Source organism: Streptomyces spectabilis, from assembly GCF_008704795.1.
Taxonomy (GTDB): Bacteria; Actinomycetota; Actinomycetes; order Streptomycetales; family Streptomycetaceae; genus Streptomyces; species Streptomyces spectabilis.
In genome coordinates this window covers 6,990,604-7,007,377 of sequence record NZ_CP023690.1, presented here as the reverse complement: position 1 = coordinate 7,007,377, position 16,774 = coordinate 6,990,604, and the positions used below count along the sequence as shown (strand labels likewise).

Annotated in this window: 10 protein-coding genes; 2 read left to right on the top strand and 8 right to left on the bottom strand. The window is 71.1% G+C overall.

All coding sequences use genetic code 11. From position 1 onward, the window contains the following. Positions 1-155: 155 nt before the first annotated feature. Positions 156-2,279, bottom strand: a complete 2,124-nt coding sequence (locus tag CP982_RS30810; protein WP_150513445.1) for a DNA gyrase/topoisomerase IV subunit B — start codon at positions 2,277-2,279, stop codon at positions 156-158. A 453-nt stretch (positions 2,280-2,732) separates the two neighbouring features. On the opposite strand from CP982_RS30810, the gene CP982_RS30805 reads away from it, so the two are divergent. Continuing rightward, a complete protein-coding gene (locus CP982_RS30805) occupies positions 2,733-2,966 on the top strand; it encodes a DUF7455 domain-containing protein (RefSeq protein ID WP_150513444.1) in 234 nt (77 codons plus the stop codon). Positions 2,967-3,302: 336 nt separating this feature from the next. On the opposite strand, the gene CP982_RS30800 is transcribed toward CP982_RS30805, so the two are convergent. From CP982_RS30800 to CP982_RS30770, 7 genes are all read right to left on the bottom strand, one after another. After that, positions 3,303-4,133, bottom strand: a complete 831-nt coding sequence (locus CP982_RS30800; protein ID WP_150513443.1) for a S1 family peptidase — start codon at positions 4,131-4,133, stop codon at positions 3,303-3,305. A gap of 177 nt (positions 4,134-4,310) precedes the next feature. After that, entirely contained in the window at positions 4,311-5,849 is a 1,539-nt protein-coding gene (locus tag CP982_RS30795) for an RNA polymerase sigma factor (protein ID WP_144321331.1), read from the bottom strand. Between the two features lie 533 nt (positions 5,850-6,382). After that, entirely contained in the window at positions 6,383-7,270 is an 888-nt protein-coding gene (locus CP982_RS30790) for a FadR/GntR family transcriptional regulator (protein ID WP_184925273.1), read from the bottom strand. Positions 7,271-7,514: 244 nt separating this feature from the next. Further along, positions 7,515-9,479 carry an ATP-binding cassette domain-containing protein gene (locus CP982_RS30785; protein WP_150513442.1) on the bottom strand — a complete coding sequence of 655 codons (1,965 nt, stop codon included), beginning with the start codon at positions 9,477-9,479 and terminating at the stop codon, positions 7,515-7,517. A gap of 206 nt (positions 9,480-9,685) precedes the next feature. After that, positions 9,686-10,447, bottom strand: a complete 762-nt coding sequence (locus CP982_RS30780) for an NUDIX hydrolase (RefSeq protein WP_144321328.1) — start codon at positions 10,445-10,447, stop codon at positions 9,686-9,688. Between the two features lie 119 nt (positions 10,448-10,566). After that, entirely contained in the window at positions 10,567-12,519 is a 1,953-nt protein-coding gene (locus tag CP982_RS30775; RefSeq protein WP_229878782.1) for a glycogen debranching N-terminal domain-containing protein, read from the bottom strand. 366 nt (positions 12,520-12,885) lie between these two features. Then, positions 12,886-14,421 (bottom strand): DUF4192 domain-containing protein, encoded by a 1,536-nt coding sequence (locus tag CP982_RS30770; protein ID WP_150513440.1) that lies wholly within the window; start codon positions 14,419-14,421, stop codon positions 12,886-12,888. Positions 14,422-14,554: 133 nt separating this feature from the next. On the opposite strand from CP982_RS30770, the gene CP982_RS30765 reads away from it, so the two are divergent. Further along, positions 14,555-16,744 (top strand): RecQ family ATP-dependent DNA helicase, encoded by a 2,190-nt coding sequence (locus CP982_RS30765; RefSeq protein ID WP_150513439.1) that lies wholly within the window; start codon positions 14,555-14,557, stop codon positions 16,742-16,744. Positions 16,745-16,774 lie beyond the last annotated feature (30 nt).

Genomic DNA, 16,774 nt, shown 5'->3' with positions numbered 1-16,774 from the left:
CGACGTGGCGAGTCGGCAGGCGGGCGACGACCCAGCCGAACTGCCCACGAGTCGGCTGACAAGCCCCGCCCCACACCCGCCGCGCGCCGCGACGGGCTACCGGCGCTACCGACGCTACCGGGGCTACCGGGGCTACCGGGGCTACCGGGGCATGCCTACGCGTCGATCCGCGATCGGTCCAGCGTCGCCGCGGAGCTGGTGATGAACTCCTTGCGCGGGGCGACCTCATTGCCCATGAGCAGGTCGAAGACCTGCTCGGCCGAGTCGAGGTCGGAGATGTTGATACGGCGCAGCGTGCGGTGGCGCGGGTCCATCGTCGTCTCGGCCAGCTGATCGGCGTCCATCTCGCCGAGGCCCTTGTAGCGCTGGATGGAGTCCTTGTACCGGACCCCCTTGCGCTCGAACTCGAGCAGGGTCTCCCGCAGCTCGCGGTCCGAGTACGTGTAGACGTACTTGTCCTGGCCCTTCTTGGGCTGGGTCAGCTCGATGCGGTGCAGCGGCGGGACGGCGGCGAAGACTCGGCCCGCCTCGACCATCGGCCGCATGTAGCGCTGGAAGAGGGTCAGGAGCAGGCAGCGGATGTGGGCGCCGTCGACGTCGGCGTCCACCAGCAGGATGATCTTGCCGTAGCGGGCGGCGTCGATGTCGAAGGTCCGGCCGGACCCCGCTCCTATGACCTGGATGATCGCGCCGCACTCGACGTTCTTGAGCATGTCCGACACGGACGACTTCTGGACGTTGAGGATCTTGCCGCGGATCGGCAGCAAGGCCTGGAACTCGGAGTTCCGGGCCAGCTTGGCCGTACCGAGCGCGGAGTCGCCCTCGACGATGAAGAGCTCGCTGCGGTCGACGTCGTCGCTGCGGCAGTCGGCGAGCTTCGCCGGGAGCGAGGAGGACTCGAGAGCGGTCTTACGGCGCTGCGCGTCCTTGTGCTGGCGGGCGGCGATGCGCGTCCGGGCGGCGGCGACGACCTTCTCCATGACCGCGCGGGCCTGCGCCTTGGCATCGCGCTTGGTGGAGGTCAGGAACGCCTTGAGCTCCTTGGCGATCACGTTGGAGACGATGCGGTTGGCCGCCGACGTGCCGAGGACTTCCTTGGTCTGGCCTTCGAACTGCGGCTCCGCCAGGCGGACGGTGACGACGGCCGTCAGCCCTTCCAGGGCGTCGTCCTTGACGACGTCGTCCTCGGCGACGCGGAGCAGCTTCTGGCCACGCAGCACCTCGTTGACCGTCTTGGTGAGCGATCGCTCGAAGCCGGTGACGTGGGTGCCGCCCTTGGGGGTGGCGATGATGTTGACGAAGGACCGGATCGTCGAGTCGTACCCGGTGCCCCAGCGCAGGGCGACGTCCACGCCCAGCTCGCGGGTGACCTCGGTCGGTGTCATCTGGCCGCGGTCGTCGAGTACCGGAACGGTCTCCTTGAAGGTCCCCTGCCCGGAGAAGCGCAGGACGTCGCAGACCGCCTTGTCCTGGGCCAGGTATTCGCAGAATTCGCTGATGCCACCGTCGAAGCGGAAGGATTCCTCGCCCTTCGTGCCGCCCTCGCCCAGGCCGTACTCGTCGCGGACGACGATGGTCAGGCCCGGCACCAGGAAGGCGGTCTGACGTGCGCGCTGGTGCAGGTTCTCCAGGCTGAGCTTGGCGTCCTTCAGGAAGATCTGGCGGTCGGCCCAGTACCGCACACGGGTGCCGGTGCGGGCCTTGGGGACCTTCTTGACCTTGGTCAGCCGCGCTGCGGAATCGAAGGCCGCATCGGGACCCGACTTCGCGAACGCACCCGGTACGCCGCGCCGGAAACTGATGGCGTGAGTGTGCCCGGCACGGTCCACCTCGACGTCCAGGCGGGCCGACAGGGCGTTCACCACGGAGGCGCCCACGCCGTGCAGACCGCCGGAGGCCGCGTACGAACCGCCGCCGAACTTGCCGCCCGCGTGCAGCTTGGTCATGACGACCTCGACTCCGGAGAGCCCGGTCTTCGGCTCGACGTCCACGGGGATGCCTCGGCCGTTGTCCCGGACTTCCACGGAGGCGTCGTCGTGCAGGATGACCTCGATGTGGTCGCAGAACCCGCCCAGGGCCTCGTCGACGGAGTTGTCGATGATCTCCCAGAGGCAGTGCATCAGGCCGCGGCTGTCCGTCGAGCCGATGTACATGCCCGGACGCTTGCGGACGGCCTCGAGCCCTTCCAGGACGAGCAGGTGCCGCGCGGTGTAGTTGGAACCGTCCCGGTCGGCTCCGGTCAGCAACGCTGTGGACGGCACGGACGTCTCGGCGGTCACGCGGTTCGCTCCTCGCTGAATTTCAAGGGAGGCCCTTGGGGGTAAGGGCTCGGCTTCTACTGCCGGTGAGAGGGTACCGAGGCCTGGTAGAGCCGTTGTCACGCCACCCTCAAGTCAACCCGCACCAAGTCCAGACTAGTCCAGAAGCGTACGCGTGTTCGATCCCTCGATGGAGTGAAGCGCACGTCACGTTCCCTTCCAGGCATGAACCATTTAGGCTCCGGGCACGTCCTCATGAACAACCGGCAAGCCAGCCGGCTGAGGACCTGACCTGACAGACAGCGCGAAACCGTACGACACGTAAGACACGCAATACGGCACATTCGCCGCCAACCGGCAGCAGACAGCCTCCTCGAAAGAAAAGTTCGGGGAAAAGCCACGAGCGGGAACGTTTTCGGGCTGGTTGGATGTTGACCCTGGTACGACAGCTCGTCGAGCTAGAGAAGAGGCGACGTGACTACTGTTCTGACCCCCGCGAGCCCCCTGACGGCCGCTGACCGCTGCGACCGCTGCGGCGCCCAGGCATACCTGCGCGTCGTCCTGTTGAGCGGCGGTGAACTGCTCTTCTGCGCCCACCACGGTCGCAAGTTCGAGCCGGAACTCAAGAAGATCGCCGCCGAGATACAGGACGAGACGGAGCGCCTGACGGCTGTGCCGGCGGCCAACGCGACCGAAGAGGAACGCTGACGCCTCGCACCCACGACGAGCGAGCGCCGGACCACCAGACCGGCACGGGCGGCTCCCCCTGTGACCCAGGGGCAGCCGCCCGCTCTCGTTCCCGGAGCCCTGCCGAGCCGATCCGCCCGGCCCGTCGATACGGGCCTTCAGCGTCGCGCAGGGCCCAGCACGAGGCCGTCAGGAGCCGTAAAGCGTTCCCTTGCGGCCTCCAGGGCGCTTGCGGCGCCTGAGCCCACCAGACCCGCCCGCGAGCCCTCAGGGGCCGCCACAGGCCTTCTCGGGCCGCCGTTCAAGGGCCGATGTAGATCGCAGCCCCGAGCATCCGGTTCCGGCCCACCGCAGGCCCTACACGTACCGCTGCACCACCCGGGCCACGTCCGAGACGCGCGTATAGACCCCTGGACTGTCTGCCCGGCCGCATCCACTTCCCCACGACACCAAGCCGATGAGCCGCCCGTGAGCGACCAGCGGACCGCCGCTGTCGCCCTGACAGGCGTCCCGGCCGCCCTGTGATTCGCCCGCGCACAGCATCGATGACCGTGTGTACGTCCCGTCGGCACTGCCCCGGTAGGCCTGCTCGCACACCGCGTCCGACAGCACCGTCACGCGCGCGGAACGCAGCGTGCGCGCGTAGTGCCCCATCCCCGTCGTGTCGCCCCAGCCGTACACGGCGGCGCCCGTACCGGACTCGTACGCGGCGTCCCCGTCCCGCGCCATGGGGATCGCCTGAGCCTTCGTAAGCGGCTTGGACAAGGTGAGGACCGCGACGTCACCTGCGTTCGTGTAGGCGTCGTACTCGGGATTGACCCACACGTCGCGTACCGGAACCTCACTCCCCGCATGGGTGTCCAGGTCCTCACGGCCCACGATGACCCTGAGGTCCCGCATCTCACGGAGGGGCACCCCGAGCACTTCTTCGCCCATGCAGTGGGCCGCAGTCAGGACCGTCGACGGTCCGATCACGACGCCGCCGCAGAACTGGCCCGAGCGCGTACCCCCGAACTGGTCACGACTGGCGAGCGCCACCGCCCATGGGCTGTCCGCCACCCGCGCGGGTGTGCCTCCGACGACCACGCTGTCGGCTGCCACCGGAGGCGGGGAGGCCAGCGGCAGGGTGGCCACCGCGGCCCCCAGGGTCAGCGTTCCCACCAGCGCTCGGGCGAAGGGACGACGCATGCGATCTCCTCACTCTGGGTTGCCATCGCGTACCCAGAGTCAACTATCGCCGCGCGCGCCGCACGCCTTTGCCACGCGAACACACGAAAGACCCGGAGCCCCTCCCGCGCGGGGAAGGAATCCGGGCCTTTCGGTGGCGCTGTGACGCGACCCTGGGGCTGGCCCAGGGGGCGGGACCTAGTCCAGGTAGTCGCGCAGGACCTGCGAGCGCGAGGGGTGGCGCAGCTTCGACATCGTCTTCGACTCGATCTGACGGATGCGCTCACGCGTCACTCCGTAGACCTTGCCGATCTCGTCGAGGGTCTTCGGCTGACCGTCGGTGAGACCGAAGCGCATCGAGACGACGCCCGCCTCGCGCTCGGACAGGGTGTCGAGGACGGAGTGCAGCTGCTCCTGGAGGAGCGTGAAGCTGACGGCGTCGGCCGGAACGACGGCCTCGGAGTCCTCGATGAGGTCACCGAACTCGCTGTCGCCGTCCTCGCCCAGCGGGGTGTGCAGGGAGATGGGCTCGCGGCCGTACTTCTGGACCTCGATGACCTTCTCCGGGGTCATGTCGAGCTCCTTGGCCAGCTCCTCCGGGGTGGGCTCGCGGCCCAGGTCCTGGAGCATCTGGCGCTGCACGCGCGCGAGCTTGTTGATGACCTCGACCATGTGCACCGGGATGCGGATGGTGCGGGCCTGGTCGGCCATGGCGCGGGTGATGGCCTGACGGATCCACCAGGTGGCGTACGTGGAGAACTTGTAGCCCTTGGTGTAGTCGAACTTCTCGACCGCGCGGATCAGACCGAGGTTGCCCTCCTGGATGAGGTCCAGGAAGAGCATGCCGCGGCCCGTGTAGCGCTTGGCCAGGGAGACCACCAGTCGGAGGTTGGCCTCCAGGAGGTGGTTCTTGGCGCGGCGGCCGTCCTCGGCGATGATCTCCAGCTCGCGCTTGAGCTTCGGCGCGAGCTTGTCGGCGTTGGCGAGCTTGTCCTCGGCGAACAGACCGGCCTCGATGCGCTTGGCGAGCTCGACCTCCTGCTCGGCGTTGAGCAGGGGGACCTTGCCGATCTGCTTCAGGTAGTCCTTGACCGGGTCGGCGGTGGCGCCGGCCGCGGCGACCTGCTGCGCGGGCGCGTCGTCCTCGTCCTCGTCGGAGAGGACGAAGCCCTGGGCACCTTCTTCCGCGGGCTCGCCCTCGCCGGGCTTGCCGACGGCGGGCGTCTCCTCGGTGGCCTCCTCGTCGAGGAACTCGGCGTCCTTCTTGGAGGCGGTCTTCTTGGCCGTGGTCTTCTTGGCGGCGGTCTTCTTCGTGACGGTCTTCTTGGCCGTCGTCTTCTTGGCAGCGGCCTTCGTGGCCGTGCCGTCCTCGTCCACGCCATCGGCGGCGGGCTTCACGGAAGCGGCCGTGGCCGGCTTCGCGGTGGCGGTCTTGGCCGCGACCGTCCTGGTCGCGGTGCGCTTGGCCGGACTCTTCGCTGCGACGCTCTTGCGGGGGCGCTTAGGCTCCGCGGCACTGACCATCAGCGTCACACCCTCTTCCTCGAGGATCTGGTTGAGGCTGCGCAGAACGTTCTTCCACTGAGTGGCCGGGATCTGGTCAGCTTCGAAGGCACGACGCACGTCGTCGCCGGCGATCTGCCCATCAGCCTTTCCCCGCTCGATGAGCGCCATCACAGAGACGGATTCGGCAATCTCCGGCGGGAGCGTACGGGATGTGCTGGCCGACACGAACAACCTCTCGGAACGTTGGAAAACGGCTTCCGGCCCCGTCCACCATGGATCGGAGCCGACGACCGACGGCTGGGGATTGTGCCGACGGCGCGGGCGGGACCGTGGAGCTGCACAGCGCCGTGAACGACGTCTGTATTCCCTCCTCGGCTATCACCTCTTAGGTCATCGCGCTGTCTCTAGGAGCGTTACGCCCAATCTACGTGGCCCGAGTCACACCCCGTAAGCGCCTAAAAACGTCCAGATGCGGTCAGACTCGACGAGGATCAGGCGAAGAGTTGTCACCCCTTCAACCATCCCCCCTTGACTACGCCCGTCTCATCGTGGCTGCTGACACGTTTCCTCATGCCGGGTGCGCGCGTCCTCCAGTCCCGGCGAGGACGCGCCGCGGCTCCGAGGCTGCTGCGCCCGTGTCGCCGGGCCCCCGGCCCCTGGCAGGGCCCCGGGAGTCCGGCGACACGGGAGCGGTCAGCGGAAGGGGCAGCAGCGAAACGATGCTGCGCGGCGCGCACGGCGGCGGTGCCGACGCGGATGCGCGGTCAGTGCTCGCGAGGAGCCGGCACGACCCGCTCCACCTCCGGGTGGACGGTCAGGAGCTGGCGCATGGCGGCCTCGGCGGCGGCTCCGTCGCCCGAGGCGAGTCCGTCGACGATCCGGGCGTGGTGGGCCAGCGAGGCCTCGGTGGGGCGGTCACAGCCGGTGACGGGGCCGCCGGAGACCTGGAGGGCGGCCGAGACGATGCCCGACAGGTGCTCCAGCATGCGGTTGCCCGCGACCTGGATGAGCAGCGAGTGGAACTCTGCGTCGGCGCGGGCGAAGGTGATCGAGTCGCCCTGGCCGAGCGCGTGCCGCATGATCTCGACCATGTCGGCGAGGCGCTGCTGGATCTCCTCCCGGCCGTGCCCGGCGGCGAGCCGGGCCGCGAGGGGCTCGATCGTCCAGCGGAGCTCGCTGAGCTCGCGGCGCTGGTCGTCGCGCTGCGGGCCGAAGGCCCGCCACTCGATGATGTCCGGGTCGAGCAGGTTCCAGTCACTGACCGGGCGCACGCGCGTGCCGACGTTGGGCCGGGCGCTGACGAGGCCCTTGGCCTCCAGCACGCGCAGGGATTCGCGGACGACGGTGCGGGAGACCTCGAACCGCTGGCCGATCTCCTCCGGGACGAGGGGACGGTCGGCGCCCAGGTCCCCGGAGACGATCATCTGGCCGAGCTGCTGGACCAGTTGGCCGTGCAGTCCGCGGCCGCGGCTTCCGGCGGCCCGGCGGCCCACGCGGGCCAGGTCCTGGTCGGCGCTGTCCCAGGCGGGCGCGACCACGCGGTCGGCGCCGTGGGCCTCGGCGTAGGGGTAGCGGTCGAGTTCGCCCGGGCCGGCGAGGCCGGCGTCTGCGGAGCGGGCGGTGGTCATCATGGTGTGCGCAAGGGTACTCACGGATTCAGTTGTCGGCCTGGCCCCCAAGTCCCTTGAGGTCTTTGGTGAAAAGCACACGAAAGGGTGATCGCTTACCTCGCTGCAATTGACGCCTTATCGGAAAGAAGTGGCTGCCCTGCGAAGACTTGTGCGCAGCGAGGGATCGAAAGGCGGCAGGCGCACGTCAGCGACCTGCCCGCGGTCGCCGGAAGGCCCTCAGCGGCCGGTACGCCGCCGCCATGCGCATCGGGGACGGCGAAGGCTGTCAGCGCGCCCGCCCGCGCACGGCCGTCAGCAGATACGCGCCGAGCAGTACGACGAGCGACAACATCAGCGCACTGCCGACGGGTTGAGCCACCATCCTCAGCCCCCCGGCGACATACCGTTCGGCGCCCAACGGCCACTCCAGCAGCGTGAGCTCACGCAACCGCCCCGGAAGTCCAGCAGCCGATCGAACGGACGGCCCTTCCAGTGCTTTCTGTACGAGCGGTACGACGACGATCGGCACCGCGAGCACCGCGGCGAGCCCAGCGGTCGTGGACCGGAACACTCCGGCGGCCAGCACCCCGGCCCAAGCACAGCCGATCATGAAGGAAATCCAACTGGCGGTCGCCGAAAGCCAGTCCGGGGGAACTTCTGTGAGCTCGCCTCCGTATACCAGGTGGAGCACAACGGCGTCGCACCCCACGGTGAGCCCGGCGAGCAGCAGCGCAGTGGCGGCGGCGACAGCGAGCTTCGCGGCGAGGAGCCCCAGGCGCCGGGGCACCGTACCGCGATCCGCGGCGAGGGCGGGATGGCGGAACTCCTCACCGAAGGCGAGCGCACCGAGGAGCCCTGCGCCCAGGGCGGCGGGCGGTAGGGGAAGTTCGCCGGGCCAGGCAGCGAGCAGGCGCAGCTGCGGTGTGTGTCCGGTCCGGGCGAGGAACAGGCACAGGAGCGCGGACAGCGCGGTGGCCGCGGCCACCGTGAGGTATCCCGTGCCGACACCGGCGGCACGGCGCAACTCGTAGCGCAGCGGACGGAGAGGGTTCGGTGCCGTACGGATGGCGATGGGAGGAGGCAAGGGAGACAACGAGGACTGTGATGCGCTCGCGGCGCTCGGAGTGATCCGAGTGGGGCCGTCGGCACCTGGCGCGGGAGCGGCGTCGGCGACGGGCGGGCGTTCGGCCGCCGTGTCGTGCGTGGACGCCACAGGGGCTTCCTGAAGTGACTCCCGCGGCTCACCGGCGGCAGAGGTCGCAGAGCGCGTGGCCCCCTCCCGCGCGTCGGAGCCGCTCCGCGCGCCCGCCTCGGCGTCGAGCGCTGGACCGCGCCCCTGCCCCACCGGCGCCTGCTCCCGCGCGTCGACTGTCGAGGGCCTCGCGTCCCCGACTTCGTCAGCGAGTTGGTGCACGAGGATGCCGTGGCGGAACGCGGTCTCCCCCACTTCCCCGCACGTGTTTCCGTACACCGACAGACGGCTGCCGCCCTCCTGCACCACCTCGACGGACCGGCGGAGCGAGCGGGCCTCCTTGGCCAGCAGGGCGGCGAGACGCGCGGCGTGCGGGCTGCGCACGGCGACGCGCGGCCTGAGCCGCGTGCGGGCGAACTCCGCCGCGTCCTGGTCCGCGACGAGCCGCCCCGCCTCCAGCGTGACGACCTGGTCTGCGGTCCGGGCGGCTTCCTTGGCGTCGTCCGTGGTGAACAGGACGGTGCCGCCCCGTGCGGCGTGCGCCCGCAGGACGCCGTGCAGCCAAGCGCCCTCCCGGGCCGTGAGCCCGCCGGTGGGCTCGTCCAGTACGAGGGCGTGCGGATCCGCGAGGAGCGCACAGGCCAGCCCGAGACGGCGGTCCATCCCACGGGAGAGCGTGCCGAGGACCTGCTCCCGCAGGCTGACGAGCCCGACCACTTCGAGTACGTCGTCGGCGCGTGTGACAGGCACACCCACCGCGGCGCACAACATGCGCAGATGGCCTCTCACCGTGCGCGCCGGGTGTCCGGGCACATCGCCGAGCACGACGCCCACCTCCCGCGAGGGGTGCGCGATGTGGTGCAGCGGCCGCCCTCTGAAGTAGGTGATGCCACGCCCCTGTTGGAGTTCGAGCATCAGCCTGAGGGTCGTCGTCCCACCCCCGTCCGAGGCGCCCAGAAGCGCGGTGACGCAGCCCGTGCGCGCTTGGAAGGAAACGTCGTCGACGGCGGCCGGGAGGTCCTTGCGGGGGTTGCTGGTCAGTCCGATGGCCTGGATCATCGCTTCTCTCGCAGGATGTGCGACCGCTCGCGGGCGGGGCGGGTCCGCCGGTTCGGGGACGGACGAACCCCGTGGGTACCGCAGCAAGATAACGCGACATTTGCGGCTTTTCGCTCAGGGCGTGGACTGCGGGTGTCAACCGCCAGCCCTGACGTGGCCGACGACACGCGAGGCCGGGCGCGGGCAGCCGTCGCGTGCAGGCGGGATCAGGCGTCAGGCCTCAGCATCGGAGGGTTGAGGAGCGTCGCGCCTCCGGCCCGGAACAGCTGGGCCGGGCGGCCACCCTGGCGGGTCGTGGTCCCTCCTGTGGGCACGAGGAATCCCGGTGTGCCCGTCACCTTCCGGTGGAAGTTGCGGGGATCGAGGGCGACCGCCCAGACCGCTTCGTACACGCGGCGCAGTTCGCCGACCGTGAACTCCGGCGGGCAGAACGCCGTGGCCAGCGAGGAGTATTCGATCTTCGATCGGGCGCGCTCCACTCCGTCCGAGAGGATCTGCGCGTGGTCGAACGCCAGCGGCGCGGCCTGCTCCCCCTCCCTGCCGTACCCGCCCTGGTGGAGCAGGGCCTCGACCGGGGCCCAGCGCGCGCTGTGCGCGTCACCGCCGGGACGGGGCGCGGGCAGATCCGGTGCGAGCGCGAGGTGAGCGACGCTGACCACGCGCATCCGCGGATCACGCTTCGGGTCGCCGTACGTGGCCAGCTGCTCGAGGTGCGCGCCATTGGCCTGAACCGGACTGTCCGGGTCGTGGGCGCAGAGCCCCGTCTCCTCCACCAGCTCGCGCGCCGCGGCCCCCGAAAGGTCCTCGTCCGCCCGTACGAATCCCCCGGGCAGCGCCCAACGCCCCTGGAACGGCGGCTCACCACGGCGCACGGCCAGGGCGCACAGGGCGTGGCGACGCACGGTCAACACGACCAGATCGACGGTGACAGCGAAGGGCGGGAAGGCCGACGGGTCGTAGGGCGACATGCCGCGATCATAGTCGTCTGCCTGACGATAAACACCTCCTACGCCATCTGCTTCCGGCCCCGCTCCCTGAGAGCCTTCCGTCCGGCCCGTCGCACCCGTGGCACCGCCGCTCAGCGACATCACACCCCCAACTGCAGCCCGTCGGCCGCCTCCTCCACCATGGCGAGGCCGAGCCTGCTGACACGCACGGAGAAGGGAGCGCCCGACACGCGCAACGCCGTCAGGCCAAGCTCTCCCAAGGGCGCGCTACGGACCGGCCTGAGCGTGACCGTGCCCGCCGGCGCGTCCGGGCGGATCCCGGCCAGCACGGTCAGGAGTTGCACTCCGGCCGCCGCGCTGACCGCGGCGGGACGACAGGCCGCAGGGTGCGGGAGCGGCGCGCTCCCGGCCATCCGCTGCTCGCCGCCGTACATCTCCGGCAGCCGGAATCCGAAGGCGGCCGCCGCGTCCAGCGCTCCGCGCAGCAGCGCACCGGCTTCCTTCTCGTAGCCCGCCGCCGCGAGTCCCGCGACCGCCGTCGCCGTCTCGTGGACCCGGACCGCCCCTCCGCGATGCCCGAAGGGGTTGTACGCCGCCTCCTTCGAGCCCAGGCTGCGCAGACCCCAGCCCGAGTCCATGGCAGGCCCGCCCAGCAGCCTCGCCACCTGCTCGGTCTGCACCTTGTCGAGCAGGCCGGGGGCGACCTCGCCGGATCCCAGGAGCCCGGTATCCAGGAGGTGGGCCGCACCGCCGGTGAGATGGGGCAGGGGCCGACCGTCGGCCTCGAGTGCCACGGCGGGCCTGCCGCCCGTCCGGTCCTCCACCCAGAACGCTTCCCTGAACCGGGCCCGCAACCGCTCCGCCCACTGCCGCAGCTCCGCGCCTCCCGTGCCCCTGAGCGCGTCGAGCAGGTCCGCTCCCAGGAGTGCCGCCCGGTACGCATGTGCTTGGATCTCGCAGCGCACCGGGCTGGAGGAAGGAGAGTCCGGGTGAGCGTCCCGCACGAATGCTGCGTCCTCGGCGCTTTCGAGCAGCCAACGCAGGCAGCGCTCCGCCGGGTGCAGCAGCTCCGCCACGTCGGCCTCCGGCATCCCCCAGCGCCACGCCTCGGCGAGCAGGGCGGGGAACAGCAGGGTGGCCTCCACTCCCGTGCACCCGGGAGGCAAGTGGGGCCCTGTGTCCCGCATCGGCCCAGGGATCATGCCCGCGCAGGGCCCGGGGCGGGTGAGCTGCTCGCGGGCGAGCGCGCGCAGCGTGCTCTCCGCGAGCCGGGTGCCGAGCGGCAGCACCATCCTGGCGGCCGTGAGGGCCTCGGCGGGTGCGAGGCCGCACCGCCACGGCGCTCCGGCGGCCACGTAGAGGTCCGCGGGGTGGGCCGGGTCGCGCAGCAACAGGGCTCTGAGATCCGCGACCGAGGTATCCAGCAGACGCTGAACCGTGGGGTCGTCCCCCGCCGCTTGGGCCGAGGACAGCGGGCTGGTCACTCCATGCCCCACCGGCCTCAGGGGCCCCGCGCCGTGCGGCCGTACGCGCAGCTCCACGCTCTGGCTGCCTCCCGGTGGCAGGTGCACCTCCCAGCGCAGCAGCCCCGCCGAGGCCAGCGCGTCCTTGGGCGCCGGGACCGCCGTGACCACGCAGTGGCCTTCTCCGGAGGACCAGCGCATGCCCGAGTCGTGGACGCTGGCGGGCAGTTCGGGACCGGCGCGGCCGGACGCGACCGCGCCGAGCTCCGCCAGGTCCGTGCCGAGCGACACCTCCACCGGCAGCCTCAGGGGGCGGCTGGCCGCGCTGTGCAGCGTGATCCGCTCGGTGCCGTCGGCATGCCGGGTCCGCTCCACGACGACGTCCGGGTCCGGTCCTCCGTCCGCCGAGGGAAGGAGGGCCGCCACGAAGCGGGCACTGTCCGCCGAGAGCATCCGCGCCTGCACGGCGATCGGCTCGCGCCCGGCCACGCGCACCTGACAGCGGGACAACATACGACGGCCCGCGCGATAGAAGCCTTCCAGTCCGCGACCGTTCAGCTGGCCTTGGTCCGTGGAGACCGCGAGCGCGGGAAGGGCGACACAGACCAGCGCGTCGTGCACGGGCGGCAGCGCGGCGAGGCGGCGTGGCCCGGGTCCGGGCGCTTGGCCATGGGGCTGGCGCCTGGGAATCGGCGCGGGCGCCCGGAAGGGGTGCGGCTCCGGCCTTTCGTTTCTCTCGGGCCAGGGGGAGACAGGAGACGAGGCGGGCACGGACATGGGGTAGCCACTTCTGCGTTCTCTGCGCTACGGAGACTCGGTCACGGAACAGCGTCACGACCAGGACGCGGGTACCGCCACTCAGGTGAACGGCGCGGGGCCGCCCCAAGTCACGCATGCGTTCCAGGAAGCCGCCCATCCGGCGGTGCGTTCTGACGGCGACCTGCGCCGTACGGGCCAGGACTGGACGCTTCGACCAAGACCGGGCCGTCGCTGCGGTCACCGGTCGTGCCTTGGGTCACGTCGGATCGTGTCCCGCCGGTTCCGCGGTCCCGTGCGCGCTCCCCCGGCGGGCCGAGGGCCCGGCCCGGAGGTGCGAGACGGGCGTCGACGGCCCCGGGGCGCTGTCCTGACGCCGACGCCGGCCCCTGCGTGATCCAGGGTGTCCGCGCCGTCCGAGGGGTCCGGCGAGACTCCGGGTGAGACGGCTTCTGGCGCCCCGGGACCGTCCTGCTCCTCGGCTCCTTCAATGTTCATGGACCTCGCGGCGTTCTTGGACCTCAAGGCTTCCTGGGACTTCTCGGCAGACCTCTCTGCCTTCTCAGCGCTCACGTCGGCGTGTTGCCGAGCATCGGATCGGAGGGCCAGCTGGTCACTCCGGCCCCGTGCCGCCGCGTCCCGCTGGGAACGCTCGCCCCGCAGAATGCGGCGGATCGGCTCCGGGTCGCTGTCCGCGCTGCAGGCCGGGTGCAGGAGCAGGGCGAAGGCATAGTGCGGATCGGCGATCAACGCCATGGTGAGTGCTTCCTGTCCCTCGGCGAGGTCGCCGAGGGACCAGGCCACCCAGCCCGCGAGGGTCAGGGGTGCGGCGGCGTGCTCTCGATACTCCCGGACGCAGCGCCGGGCCAGCGCACGCCAGAGCCTGAGCGCCGGAGCCGCCTCGTCCCCCTCCATCCACTCGGCCGCACGGTCGCGTGTCGTGCGGTCCTGAAGCCCGAGGATCAGCGTGGCGGCCTCGTCGTGGCCGATCAGCTCGTCGTCGTAGACGTCGGCTTCGAGCCTGTCGGGGATGGGAGGCGCGGCGGCCAGGCGTGCCATGACCCGGCGGGCCAGATCGAGGGTTTCGGCGGCGACTTCCGCGTGGCCGCCGTCGTCGAGGATCCTGGGGACGAGTGCGCAGGCCGTGTCATGCAACACGCGAGCCTGATCGCTCGCGGCGGCCGTTCGCCAAGGGGTGAGCCGGGCCCGGATCCGTCCCTGCGCGGGACCGACCTGGAAGCCCGCGTACACCGTGGCGGCGGCCAGCACCGACGTGCCTCCGGGGAGCAGCGGGTTGCCTTCGGCGGGACAGCAGCGCTGGTCCGGACAGCAGTACGTCCAGAAGCGGCCGTCCGAGATGCACACGACTTCGAGGACGGGAACGTCGAGGTCACCGCACTCGGTGCGGAGTGCTTGGGCCAGCGGCCTGAGGCGCTCCATGACCTGCCGCCCGGAAGCGTCCCCCGCGAACGCTTCCGGCTCCTGGCAGAGAAAGGCGACGACTCCGTCCGGCCGGGTTTCGCGCCGCTCGGATCCGGTCACCAGGCACTGGGCCAGTTGCTCGGCGACGGACGGCCAGTCCTCCGAGCGCTCCGGGATGCCGAGGCGCACCCGGCCGCCGAATCGGCCTCGCGGGCCGTGCAGGGCGATGAGGACCACACTGCTCTCGGGCTGGAAGCCGAGCAAGTACGGCAAGGCGTCGGCCAGTTCGGCGGGCGTGCGGAGGGTGACAACGGTCTCGTCGATCGGGTCGGCTGGTTCGCTGTGATTCGTCATGTGCCGACTCTGCACCGGAATGCTCACCTCCGGTTATGGCTGTGGATAACCCTGGGCAGGGCCACGCCAAGAGTTATCCACAGTCTGGCGGCCTCGTTCGCCGGATGTCCGACCCATCGGGTTGCATGGAGCCATGAGCAACGAAGACCTGCGCACGGCGGCCGACGCCGTCCTCGCCCGCCTCGTCGGCGGTTCCTCCCCCGCGTCCGACGGGACGCGGCCGCCGGACGGCCCGCGCCTGCGCGAGGACCAGTGGAGAGCCATCGAGGCGCTGGTCGCCGAGAAGCGGCGCGCGCTCGTCGTACAGCGCACCGGCTGGGGCAAGTCGGCGGTGTACTTCGTCGCGACCGCGCTGCTGCGGGAGCGCGGCAGCGGTCCGACCGTGATCGTCTCTCCTCTGCTCGCGCTCATGCGGAACCAGGTCGAGTCGGCGGCGCGGGCAGGCATCCGCGCCCGCACGATCAACTCGTCGAACACCGAGGAGTGGGACACCATCCAGGCCGAGGTGGCCGCGGGCGACGTCGACGTGCTGCTCGTGAGCCCGGAGCGGCTCAACAACCCGGACTTCCGCGACCAGGTCCTGCCCAAGCTCGCCGCGGCGACCGGCCTGCTGGTGGTCGACGAGGCCCACTGCATCTCCGACTGGGGCCACGACTTCCGGCCCGACTACCGCCGGCTGCGCACCATGCTGGCCGAACTGCCTCCCGGCGTCCCGGTCCTGGCCACCACAGCCACGGCCAACGCGCGCGTGACCGCGGACGTCGCCGACCAGCTCGGCACCGGCGGCGGGTCGGACGCCCTCGTCCTGAGAGGGCCGCTCGACCGGGAGAGCCTGAGCCTCGGCGTGCTCCAGCTGCCGAACGCGGCGCACCGTCTGGCCTGGCTCGCGGACCACCTCGACGACCTCCCTGGCTCCGGGATCATCTACACCCTCACGGTCGCCGCCGCCGAGGAGGTGACCGCGTACCTCCGCCAGCGCGGCCACGTCGTCACCTCGTACACCGGCAAGACGGAGAACGTGGACCGGCAGCAGGCGGAGGAGGATCTGCTCGCCAACCGCGTGAAGGCCCTGGTCGCCACCTCCGCGCTCGGGATGGGCTTCGACAAGCCCGACCTCGGTTTCGTGATCCACCTCGGCTCCCCCTCCTCACCGATCGCCTACTACCAGCAGGTGGGCCGCGCGGGGCGCGGTGTCGACCACGCGGAGGTGCTGCTCCTGCCCGGCCAGGAGGACACGGCGATCTGGAACTACTTCGCTTCCCTGGCCTTCCCTCCCGAGGAGCAGGTGCGTCGCACCCTGGACGTGCTCGCCCAGGCGGGCCGCCCCCTGTCGCTGCCCGCCCTGGAGCCGCTGGTCGAGCTGCGCAGATCACGGCTGGAGACGATGCTCAAGGTGCTCGACGTCGACGGCGCGGTGCGGCGCGTGCAGGGCGGCTGGATCGCCACCGGCACACCGTGGACGTACGACACCGAGCGCTATGCCTGGGTCGCCAAGCAGCGGCAGGCCGAACAGCAGGCCATGCGTGAGTACGCATCGACCACGTCCTGCCGCATGGAGTTCCTGCGCCGCCAGCTGGACGACGAGGAGGCCGCGCCGTGCGGCCGCTGTGACAACTGCGCGGGGGGCCGCTTCGACGATGCCGTCTCCTCCACGGCTCTGGACTCGGCGCGGGGCGAGCTCGCCCGGCCCGGTGTGGAGGTCGAGCCCCGCAAGATGTGGCCCACCGGACTCGCCGCCGTGGGCATGACCCTCAAGGGCCGCATCCCCGCCGGCGAGCAGGCCTCTTCGGGGCGTGCTCTGGGGCGCCTGTCGGACATCGGCTGGGGCAACCGCCTCCGCCCGATGCTCGCACCGCAGGCGCCGGACGTCCCGGTGCCCGACGACGTCACCAAGGCCGTGGTGGAGGTGCTGGCCGACTGGGCCAAGGGTCCGGGTGGCTGGGCGACGGGTGCCCCCGACGCCGGGCCCCGCCCTGTGGGCGTGGTGACGATGCCGTCCCGCTCGAAGCCCCAGCTGATCCAGTCACTCGGGGCACGGATCGCGGAGATCGGCCGCCTTCCGTTGCTCGGTTCGCTGGAGTACGCCGCCGAGGCCACGGACGTACGCGTGCCGCGGAGCAACAGCGCCCAGCGTCTGCGCGCCCTGGACGGCTCCCTGATCGTGCCGCCCGCACTGGCCTCGGCGATCCAGGAGGCGGACGGCCCCGTGCTCCTCGTCGACGACGCGACGGAGACCGGCTGGACGCTCGCGGTGTCCGCGCGCATGCTCCGACGGGCAGGGGCGAAGGGGGTGTTGCCGCTGGTCCTGGCCGTGCAGGGGTGACGTCCGCATTACCGAGCGGTGTCCTGGGCA